Annotated in this window: 8 protein-coding genes; all 8 read right to left on the reverse strand. The window is 29.8% G+C overall.

What is annotated here, in order from left to right:
- Positions 1–78: 78 nt before the first annotated feature.
- Positions 79–939 (reverse strand): hypothetical protein, encoded by an 861-nt coding sequence (locus tag HWV59_RS26480; RefSeq protein ID WP_175640779.1) that lies wholly within the window; start codon positions 937–939, stop codon positions 79–81.
- Entirely contained in the window at positions 911–1,606 is a 696-nt protein-coding gene (locus HWV59_RS26485; RefSeq protein ID WP_102232709.1) for a hypothetical protein, read from the reverse strand. The genes HWV59_RS26480 and HWV59_RS26485 overlap by 29 nt, the downstream gene beginning before the upstream one ends.
- A complete protein-coding gene (locus HWV59_RS26490; RefSeq protein WP_102232710.1) occupies positions 1,590–2,207 on the reverse strand; it encodes a hypothetical protein in 618 nt (205 codons plus the stop codon). The genes HWV59_RS26485 and HWV59_RS26490 overlap by 17 nt, the downstream gene beginning before the upstream one ends.
- Positions 2,208–2,336: 129 nt before the next feature.
- Positions 2,337–3,197, reverse strand: a complete 861-nt coding sequence (locus HWV59_RS26495; protein ID WP_102232711.1) for a tyrosine-type recombinase/integrase — start codon at positions 3,195–3,197, stop codon at positions 2,337–2,339.
- Between the two features lie 569 nt (positions 3,198–3,766).
- Positions 3,767–5,434 (reverse strand): hypothetical protein, encoded by a 1,668-nt coding sequence (locus HWV59_RS26500; protein ID WP_102232712.1) that lies wholly within the window; start codon positions 5,432–5,434, stop codon positions 3,767–3,769.
- Positions 5,435–6,634: 1,200 nt separating this feature from the next.
- Complete coding sequence (locus HWV59_RS26505) at positions 6,635–7,831, reverse strand: hypothetical protein (protein WP_102232713.1); 1,197 nt, start codon at positions 7,829–7,831, stop codon at positions 6,635–6,637.
- A gap of 1,236 nt (positions 7,832–9,067) precedes the next feature.
- On the reverse strand, positions 9,068–10,522 hold the full coding sequence (locus HWV59_RS26510; protein WP_102232714.1) for an FtsZ/tubulin family protein: 1,455 nt from the start codon (positions 10,520–10,522) through the stop codon (positions 9,068–9,070).
- 53 nt (positions 10,523–10,575) lie between these two features.
- Positions 10,576–11,007, reverse strand: a complete 432-nt coding sequence (locus HWV59_RS26515; RefSeq protein ID WP_102232715.1) for a hypothetical protein — start codon at positions 11,005–11,007, stop codon at positions 10,576–10,578.
- Positions 11,008–12,023 lie beyond the last annotated feature (1,016 nt).

Raw genomic sequence — 12,023 nt, forward strand, 5'->3', positions numbered from 1 at the left:
ATGAAATACTAAAAACCCCTTGATTAAAGTAATAAGGGGTTTTTTATTTAGTACCGTAGTAGATAGATATAACCTTTATTAAAAAAAGTAATAATCTTCTATCACAGCAATATTAGGTGAAATAAGTTCAAGCGGTATATTATTTCTATTTGAGAATGCTCCAATAATGTATTCAGATATCTTCTGCCTTTCAGCCTCATATATTGATTGATGAAGAAAAATATTAAGTATATAAGAATCCTTTTCTGCACTTTGAACCTTTAGGATTGTAATATCTCCAGCTTTAATATTGTTATTAAGAGAAGACCACCAATGCAGCTCCCACGACTCTGCTAATTCATTTTTTATTACAGGGGTAATAAATAGTTGAGGTGTATAAAATTCAATATCATTTACATTAGATAACCATGTGTCTATAGGTTCTACAGTGGTTTTAAGATCTTTATCTTCTTTTATATCTAAAAATGCTTGTCGTGCCCCTAAACAAGTAACATCAAAGATCGTTTGTTTAATAAGATCATAAACATTCTCAAACCTTTGCAATAACCTCATGATAAACTTTTGAGTTAATTCTGTTCTGATAACACTATCTAAATTTTCTTTTAAAGCATTTCTTAAAATCTTAGGAACTTCATCTGTTAAAAAACCTACAGGTTGAGTAAAAAACTCGTCAGGAAATGAGGAATTTTCATCAACCATTATCTCTCTAGCTAACAAATAACCATTAAAAAACTGACTTTTTAAAGCCTCAAAAAATAATTCATCAAATTGTTTTTTCTCTTCATCTTTTTTTATGATTCTATAGAATTTCTGACTATAAAAATTAAATACCCCTAAAAACTCTGATTTAAAATCATGATCTTGTTCAAATAATTGAGTTAGTTTAGTATTTGTGATTTTTACTTGTTCCTCATTCTTCTCTATTTGTTGCTGCATCATCATTTCCTCCTACTTCTTCGAATGGTGGAGAAGGGCTATCATCTTGATACATCCAACTCCCATTTTCTTTTATAATCGTAGTAATGTAATAGGCTTCATCTTCAGTATTTAATGTTTCTTTCCGATAAAAGTACCCTTCACTTTTAGCGGAATTCAACTCAACATCGGTAACTTGATAACTAATTGAATATATATCTTGCCCTTTAAGAACTTCTTGTATATTTTGTAGAAATAATACTCCCTCTTCTTCAGTGGGAATCCATTCTTTTTTAAATGATTCTGACCCGAATTTATTTAAAAATTGATAGTATACCTCTGGATCAGATTTACCTGTGTTAAATTCAAATATTTCTTTACTTAACCTTAAAGCAAATTCATTAGCATCTGAATATCTATCTTTAATCACAACTTGATCTGTTTTTTGTTCATTTTTCTTATCTAACTCATTATCATTAATAACTTCATTAAGGGGCTTTTCCATTTCTACATATATCTCAGCAGCTTTTTCCTTTTCTTTTTTCTCAGTTTCTTTTTGTTCATTTGCTATTTTTTCATTTTCTTTTATCTGCTCTTTAGCTGAATTGGCAAATCCATCATTACTACAACCTGCTAACAGTAAGGTAGTACCGAATGAAATTCCAATTACATTCTTAATAGCTTTGCGCATAGTTGTTCACCCCACTTGTTATCACACGTTTATCATGGTCATTTAAGTAATTGGCTAGCTCTGTACATTCCAGCATACCTAAATTTTTTAATCCATTCATAAACAATTTAACTATGTCATGAATTTTAAGCTTCATCTTTCCTGCTATTACAGATTGTTTTAGAGTTTTTTCTAGGACATAAGCAAATGACCGGAGAGAATCTTTATCTAAGCTTGTATCTACCGTTACAGACTCTAAAGCTCTTTTTCCAAAGATAACTATAAATAACATAATTTCATCATAAGAGACGGAATGATTCGAAGGAGTGAATACCTTCTTATCTCCCTTGTGCCATGATGACACTTCTTGATAAATATCACTGTCTTTCAATAAAATAGAGGCTTGCTGTTTTAAATAATCTATTTTCACAAACTCTTGCAGACCATATGAAAGGATATAATTATTCAAAAATGTGTATTTACTCCTGTCGAATTGAAAAAATAAATATCTATCTTGATCCTTTAGATACAAATCTCCTGTGCCAAGTAATGAAGCTCTAACCAACAGTCTTAAAGCATTATTCGTTGTTGTAGTAGACTTAATAAAATAGCTCGATCTCATATAATCCCCCCTAACATAAAAAATACCCAAAAATAAGTAAATAGATAGACATACTTCACCTGTCTATTATTACTATTTTTGGGTATTTCCCATTTATAATTTTATTCAATTCAATTAATGACAATTATACTATTGAGCTTGGTATCTTTCAATTACTTCTTTTACGAGTTCCCCAGCCCAAGTTTTTTCAATTCCTAATTCATCGGCGAGTGCATCTACTGAATAACCTTTGTTTGTTCGCAAGTAATTAGTATAAAGCATTCTAAACTCACTAAGTGGAAGTGGTTTAGGTAAATCATAGTCATCTCTTATTATACATAAATTATTAGATAACATTTCAGAAGTAATGGGACCGAATTTGCCCGTATCATGGCTTTTGGTAGTAAATATATATTCTGATGGTACAAACTGTGAGTCTATATAGTGAGCAGCAAAAAGCTCTGCTTCTATTCCCTCTAATTCGATCTTTCTTATCAAATCCGAAGATTTTCGCTTTGTTTCAATTATAAACTTATTACCTAGATCGCTTACATCTGTTTTCTTAAAATGGTACTCGGATACTCTAAAACCTTTTAAAGCTAATATAAAAATGACTTTAGTTAAAATTTTATAAGAAGGGTTATTAATCACTTTAGGTTTTATATCTAATAACATTTCATAGCCATATTCTCTCGGTAAAGTTTTTTCTAATTTTACTCTTTTGATTTTAACAGCTGGATCTATTTTAACAATATCCTTTTGCCACAAATAATCAAAGTATTTTTTTAGTATTCCAAGATGCTTGTTAATAGTATGGATACTATTCCCTTTTTCTTGTTTTGACCGTAGAAAACCTTTTATATCACTAGGGCTAATTTCATATGCTTCTATATTTCTTTTGTACTTTTCCTTTAGATATGAATCAAACATATATAGTGTTTTAATGTATGATTCAATCGTCTCTTCTGTGTAATTATTTTCTTTAAGGTATTTATCAAAATGGATAGGCATTTATATCACCTTATTTTTTAAAATTTAATTTATTTATATGTAAGGTACAACTACTAAAGATAAAAACTATTAGAAAAGTATATGTCTTATAGAAAATCTCTAAGCCTTTATTATCAAGGGATATTTACCCTCTTCTCATAAAATTATAGCATATAATTTACGGCTTTCTTTCAAATATAGAACTACATTTGAAAGAAAAATGTAAATCCAATATAAATTTAATCCAAATATATCCAACAAATACAATACTCGAATAAGCGGTGAAAGAGTAGATTTATACACAAATTACTCACATTTAGTTCTAATATACCCACATTAAATAAACAATTCTCACATAACACACAGTCTTAACAATTATAATTCTATATTTTTATGAATAAGGATTGCTTTATTTTTTCTTAAAATATTAACAAGTAAACAATATATTGCCTAATAACAGTAAATTTCTATATTTTTATGAGTTCAGACAAAATAAGAATTCCTTTTATAGGTGAAATTTCCAAAAGAAATCCATTGCATTTCATTAACCTATAAAAGGGTATGAGAAATAAGCCTAATTCCATAGGTTTTTAAAAAATATCCAATCTAGGAGACTCGGATTTGATTAGTGTATGGTTCGTTGGATTCCATGCATTTCTAATTCGAAATTTCAGGTTCTTATACTGGTTAACCAGAAAATCCTCTAATCTAAATCCGTAATGTGTTGCTGGTTTTATTTGCTTTGCTTTCGGTAGGTCTTCCAGTTTACTATGCATCATTCTGCTAACAGCTGAATACTCCAATGGGTTTTCAATTTTCTCAACAATTCCATGTATTTTCTCTTCAAATTCTTCATATGCGTCAATATCTACTTTTAACCTAGATGCTTCCTCACGAACTAGTTGAATACCTGGTATATAGTTAATATCTTCACAATACCTGTATCCGGAGCCTAGACCCTTTTCTGTAAAGAAACGATCAAGAACCTCAGCCCCTTCTTTACACATAATTCTAAATTCACGTACGCTATATTTACTCATTTTATTAAGAAAATCATAGATCCTCTGATCTCTTTGAGCACCCTTTTTGTACCCATAAATTAAATAATCATATAGACCTTCCTGTCGCATGATTTTTGTATATAGCGCTTCTCTTGTATATCGAATAGACTTTTGAACAAATGATTCAAGATCATAGGGTAATTTCCCTGTTTCTTCCCATTCTCTTTTCAACTGGAAAACGGCATGATTAATCATTTTTCTAGACTGATCTTTTAGAATGTAAACAAGGTTACGGAATAAGCTGCCATTGTATTTACCTTTTAACTCAGTACTTGCCAGTTCTCCAATACCCTCTTTAATCATTTCTTCCTCTATTGCTCTAGCTTGACGAGGGTAAGTTTCTTTTACTTCAAGAGGATGACGAACCTTTTCTTTCGCGAGCTTATGTAAATGGTATTTAGGATTCAACATGTAATTAGCTTTATGGAATCGATTAAATTTAGATTGAATTAAAGGAGCATTCCCAGTATGTTTTAACAACGGTCCATGCGCACCAATACTTATTGTTGTTAAATCTTGAATTACTCTCCGGACATCTGAATTTTGTTGTTTTAAAAGAAACTGCTTAAGTCCAGCCATATGTAAACTTTTCTCAAGGTCTACATTTCTATCGAAATATACAGAATGCTTATAATTTTTATTACTACCAGCTCTCCAAATCAGGCCAAAATACACCTTCCAATGAGAGATAGAAAGCTTTTGAAATTCATCTGAGAAAATAATTGTAGGATTAACCGTAATATATCTATGAGGAATCGGTTTTTCGTCAGATTTTCTCGTATTAATAAAATAGTTAATTGCAATATTAATCCTTTTTGTATAAGGATTTTCAGTAATAGTAATTAAATCATTAAGCTTTAATTTTTCAATAGAATATAAGAATTCTTGAAAAGATAATGAGGATATTTTTGATACTCTTTCCACATATAAACGATGTAATGTTATTTCACGAATAATACCAACAGTATTACATGTTAAATGTAAAGAGAGCGTAGTAATTAAATCACTCTTTAAGACGTGATGAAGTTTGCGAGGGTGAGTTTCATTTTTTAGTAATGAAAATCTCATATCTTTGTGGTAGTTTTTTTCAATATCAAATAAAGCAGATATAAAATCCGATGAAACTACAAATCCAGTGATTTTCAATGGATCAAATTGATTTTCTTCTTGACTGAACGAACTTAAATTCTGTACCATTCGCCTTACTAACCTCTTTTCTATTAGAGAATTTATTTGGGTACACAGTAACCCAAATTTTCCCCCGAATAAAAAGACAGTCTGTAAGAGGTATTTTCAAACAAACTCTACATTTTTGCAATTAATTTGCAGAAAAAAGGCAACAAAAAAAACGGTTAAAGAGTTGCGAAAATTCAACAAAGAAATGCTTCCGATACACACTGGAAAGACACCCCTAGAACTTTTCACACAGCTTACCGTTTATCTCTTATTTTTATCTCTCTTTTTTTCTCTAAGTTTCCTATTTCAAGCTTGTTTTTTTATTTATATATGCTAGAATAGGAGTTGAATATAAAACGTTTTGTTTTTGGGGTGTTCCTTCCAGATCTTTGATCGGGGGAACTTTTTTTTGTGTTTTTTTATAAAATTATTGTATTCTTTTATTATTATTGTTTACCAATTTACGGAAGATGTTTCTTTACTTCCCTCACTTGGATATTATTAGGACTTAAAAAAGTGTATAAAAAATACGCTATCTAAAAGTCACGTATAACTACATTTTAAAAGTATGCTCCGATCTTTCCTTAAGGTATAACAAAAAAACACCTTAAAGATAGACTCATAGCTACAAATATAGCGATATGTCACCTTTAGATATCCCTGACCCACTTACAATGTTATCACAGTAAATTTAAAATTAGCAATACTAATTTTGATAAATTTCGCCAAAATAGTTTAGGTGCGAGTATGCAAATGTCTCTGATATCTTCTAACTCTTCTTAAATTCACTTAATGATCAAGGATTTTATATATAAATATCTATTAATAATTGTTGAATTCAACAGTTTCATGTGATATATTTAAATTACAAATTAAATAAGAATATTTTAACGCTATAAAATATCCTAAAACCCAAGAGAAACCCCTGCGTCATTGACGTGGGGGTTTCTTATTTTTCGTTTATAGAAATAAATAAAAAATAAAAAAACGCTAGTCTACTAGCGTCAAAGTAATTTATTGATGATGATAAATCTTGATTGGTAAATTAAAGATATGAGAGAACAGTGATAGCAACGGCATTTATTAAACCTATAACTGCTAAAACAACAGCTGCATTATCAATTTTTTTCATTGTATGCTCTTTCAATAAATTAAACATTACAATCACCTCTCTTGTATTTATTTCATTATACAATAAACTTTACACTTTTTGCAATCGTTTTATTCATCATCTTTAATATTAAATTCTCGTGTTAAACTGTCCTGCTCTAAAAGCAGTCTAATTGATTGATTTTGAGTTTCGTTAATCAATCTAGTTTTTTCTTGGTCCATTTTGTGTTTGAATTCCTCAAGATCAGCCTTCGATTTTCCTTTTTGCTTATGAACTATCTCTTTTTGTTTTTCAAGTTTTTCTCTTTCTTCCTTAAGTTTATCTAATTCTTCTCTTTTTATTGCTAATTCATTTTTTGGTTCTATAGCATTAACACTAATAGCTTTATACTTGATATTCAGTTCTTCTGTAGATGGTTTTTTCTTTCCAAATATTTTTGCTAAGAATCCAATATTTTCTCGGCCTTCTTCTTGAACACGTTTGTATAGATCTAATTGTGATTTAGCTACTTCATCAAATGTCTGATTAACGTTACCAACAACATCGCTAACATTCTGCAATAAATCTTGAATTTCTTTTTTCTCTTCTTTAGAAATTTGTAATAATGATTCATTTAACTCGATTAAGTGGTTAATATTATTCATTTCCTTTTCCCAGGAGTCCACTTTACTTACTGCATTCTCATATACTTTTCTTCGGTAGTCATATTCTCTTGTCATTTGCATGTATAAAAACATGCTCAACATTTGATTTTCCATACCTTCAATATGCTTTTCAATGCCATTAAGTTGCTCCGATACTTTCGGAGTGGTTTGTGAGTTTGTAGCAATACCTTTTCTATTATTAGGTCTATCCTTAGAAAGATCTTCTCGTCCTGTTTCAGGCATAACCCCCACTAAACTTGCAATATCCACTGGCCTTTTATTGAGCTGATCTTGCAATAGGAATATTAAGTACAATCTATATATTCCTCTATAATCTAAACGATATAGTTTACCAGCTTGAGTAATCTGAACATATTCCTCTAGACCATTCCTTTGAATTATATTCCTAATTTGGTAATCCTTCTTATTTAATCTTTCAGCAGCCTCTGAAATAGTGTATTGGTTTTTTCTGTTCATTTCAGAGAGTAAGGTTATAGGAATTAATTTATCTTCTAATCCCTCTTCCTCAATAACTTGATATAACGGATCATTTCTGAAAATGTGTTTAATTTCTTCCTCTAGTGATAGTTCTTCTACGTTAAAATCACTATCAATCACGTTAAAATCACTAGCTACTATCACATTATCATCTTGATTATTCATATTAGACCTCACCTCTTTCCCGAAAGTGCATATCCATCTTTATATTATTAGCTAGAAAACTTGCGAATTCAAGAGTTTTCACTTATTTATAATGATTGGAAAAGATTTATCTTTACAGATATCAAATTGATTCATAATGATTGACGTTTATAACTATCACTATTGATCTATTATGATATAAAGTGATTTATAAAAGTGATATTTATAATGATTTGGATTTATACATAGTTATATTGATTTATAATTTATAAATAATGATTGTTAAGTATAATAAATATTTATAGATATTTAAACTGATTGGAAATTGAGTGATCAATCAGTTCAAATCATTCTTTTGATTGGAAAAACTTTATAAAAGGAGAAAAAGTGATAATCATTGATTCTTCATATACTGGAAATATTGGTTATTATAACGATAAACATTTTGATTAAACTCTATTATATTGAATGTTTTATAAAACATAGTTAATGCTATCCTAAAAAGTACAAAACCAATGAGTGTTATAGTATGGTTTATCAGAAGTTTAGGTAAGGTTTATTAAAGAGAGTTATTTTAGAAATTCATACTAATTGGATGTTAGGATCGCTTATGCTGTATAGATAAAGTAAATGTCAGGCGCAACTAAAAAAGTTATAATTGAAATTTTGTCTTAGTAAATGATATAAGACAGACCAGATTGACACGAATTATTATTGCATAGATTCTCATAAAACTTGTAAAGTTAATCATCTAGAAATATCATGTATTTATTGAATTAGGTACTAGAGAAATTTAATACTAGTCACCATTTCGGTGCTAGGTTTTGGAGAATGGGTGATCCCAACATAGGATTGCTAATTTCAATTGTGCAAATGATGCTGCAGGTTATCCGGTTATCCAATAGATTTTCCTTGATTAGATAATAGGTCCTTTTATAGATACAGAAAAGATTATGAAGGTTATTTTTAGATTGAAACGTTTTTTAACAGCTTGATTATAAAACCAGTTATGAACAAAAAAAGTTATAAGTAGGTGGATTTTTAGATATAAATGATGAGCTTTTTCTTTTCTTAATATCGGAGATAAAGGTTATAGGTTATATAAAGTGGTATCTAATCAATAGGAGCACAGCCTATAGAAAAAGCCTTGGATTAATCCAAAGGCTTTTTCTGAGTTTATAGTTATTGCTATCACTTATTCTGTTATATGTTAACTTTCATTATTAAGGTAACAACTTATAGTCTAGGTATGTTTGATTATTCATCTTCTAATCCATCAAAGTTTAATGAATCGATATCAACATCAAAATTCTCATCTTTAGGTTTATTTTCTTCTTTGATTTCATCCCCTAGATCTATACCGAATTCACTTAGGTCGAGATCCATGTCGAAATCATCGTCCTCTGAAGTAGCTGCAATCGAAGCTATAGAGGAATTTTTATAAACGAACTTTCTTTGTTTCTCCAAAAATTCGTTATATTCCTCAACTAAGCCCTTTGCTAATCTGTTTGGTAGAGCTTCAGTTTTAAAAACAGTATAAACAATGCCTTTTCTATTATTATTCTCTACAAGATAACCATTGAACACCGTTCCGTTTATAGGTAATTCTTCTGTAATTGTCTTTTTAGAAATATCCATAAATGAACTTGGGATTTTCTTGTCAGGTGCTATAACAGCAAGTAATCCAACATGGTGTACTTTTGATGCAACATATGTTCCATCATCTTGTTTTTCCGTTAGTTCTACAGGTTGGTGAAGAATGCTACCTTTTATTGATTCCTTAAACATGGATTCCATATCGTATTCGTTATTAATCTCTTTAATATCCCTAGTAATTTTATTCATAACAAGACATCCGGTATGCTCTAAAACTAATCTTTTAAAGTCCTGGCTATCGAATGTTATGGAGGTACCACCACCATTAGTTGCAGTGTTCATCTCATGTATAACATCTCTAATTTGTCTATTTGCATAATCTCTATAGTTATCAACACGAAGACCTTCACGTTCATTACTTGGTAATGTTTCGAAGTCATCAGAAAATTGTTGGTTATCAGCGAATATGACAAATGCAATTCCTTTTGACTTATCTTTTGAAACTTTCCAGATTCTTTGTGTGAACTGATTTACTTGTCGCAATACATCTGGACCATCGTCTCGTACAGGTAGAGTTACAACTATACCTATTTTCACTGTGTTTTCACTAGCATTTTTAACTGCTTGTGCCATGTATTTCTTGATGTTTGCTTTGAAATCAGCTGGTGATGTATCTTTTTGGATCTTAACTAATTCTTGTTTGATAATAGGTTTGTTATGGAAATCATTAAACTCTTCAATTGCTTTAATAATGGTAGAAGTACCTGTACCACCACCAAGCCCCGCGAAGAATAATACAAGATCGTCACTTGGTCTAACTCTATCGGTAATAAATTGTTTTAATTTTTCCTTAGCTTCTTCATTTTCTTCAATTACTCTAAGTGCTTTTTCAGGGTTTTTTCCTAAGCCTCCTAAATTCAGTGATACTCTATTACTTTTTGAGATATAGCGTAATCCTTCTAAATCTCCATCATTGCTGTTAAGAGCAAGGCAATTATAAACTGGTGTTCCATCAGCTTTTTTAAGTGCTGCAAATGAGTCTGCCATTCTTGTTCCAGCTTGACCGAAACCAACCATTGTCATATTTATTGCAGGGGGGTTATTTGTAAATAACATTCAATATCGCTCCTTATTTATTATGATTTATTGTTATTGATTATTATTGTTAATTATCTATGTTGATGTTTCTCTTCGTTTTGTCTTCGATTCAATAGTTCTTGTACTACTTGCCAACCTCTAATTGTCAAAAAAAGAAATTTATAAGGTTTTATAGGCTTATAGAATAATAAAGACATATCTAGAAGTTTATCAACATGTCTTTCTGCTGTTTTTCTATGTATATTTGTCTTATTTTCTTCATAAGTGAAAGTACGTCCTTTGCCGACTTTAGTCTTTCTATCAACCATAACATTATCAACGATATCTGTAATTGTTATGCCTCTTATATTCGATTCTTCTGTTCTTTGATTTCTTTCAGTTTTACCTATGTGGAAGCATATTTTTTTTGTAACCTCATCAGCTTCAATAATATCAGCGAACATCTTAACGAGCTCAGGAGGAAGTTTTACATCCTTGTACTTAATATGCAATTCATTGATCAAATAGTATTACCTCCCTTTTCTTCATTTACTATATATTACCTCATATCAGAATCTAATACAAGACTCTTTATCTATCGATGATTATAAAAAATTATATAAACGTTTCTATTAAAGCCCTTTATTTACTGGTTTTATATAACGAGTCTTTATATAGTTTCTATATATAGAGTCTATATAAATTAATGATCTATACTATGACGAAAAAAATAAAAAATCCAGTAGAATTTAATTTTTATTACCAAAATTGTATTAATTATATAAGTAGACAATAGATTTTTATAGTAAGTTTTTATCAAATGATTAGAGGTATTCTATATATAGAGTCTATATATAAAGCTATATCAGTATTGATCTTTACCTAAATTTATTAACGTCTAAGTTATTCCGACTCTATATATAGACTCTGTATATTTGGTTTATTAATTATCTATAGTTCAATAAGTGATATCAGTTCAATGATTATAAATGGTGATTGATCAGGTAAAGAGGGGATTTATGGACTGTAAAAAGAGGGGTCTTTTCTCATATGTGCTAGATTAATTGCATTAATCATTCTCAATTCGCCTACTTGCCTTTAATGTTTTTCAAATGATATGAATTATCTATGTGACAGATTTCCAGAGTGATAGAATTCCATTCTAATTTAAGGAAGGGAGGAGGTGATTTGAAGTCTGACAGCATGGTTGAGGTGAATGAAAATTATTAATTTTATTCATAATGCTTGAGACTAATTAAGCATAACGTTAGGGTTCAGATAGATGAAATAAACATAGTCAAGTAAACACCCCCAAGTAAACATACTTAGATATGTTAATTTGGGGGTGTTTAAGGATAAACATACATAATCATCTTAAAACCCTTATTATAACTGACATTTCGAACTGCATAGAATCCAGACTATTTTCTGTTTTGGATACTCTTTTTCGACTGTTTTTTAACTACAAATATGTTTTTGAAAACCTGTTCTATTTGCACCCAATATTTTTCTCGAATATTAACTTTTGAATCTTGTAAAA

This window comes from Metabacillus schmidteae (assembly GCF_903166545.1).
In the GTDB taxonomy this organism is placed as follows: domain Bacteria; phylum Bacillota; class Bacilli; order Bacillales; family Bacillaceae; genus Metabacillus; species Metabacillus schmidteae.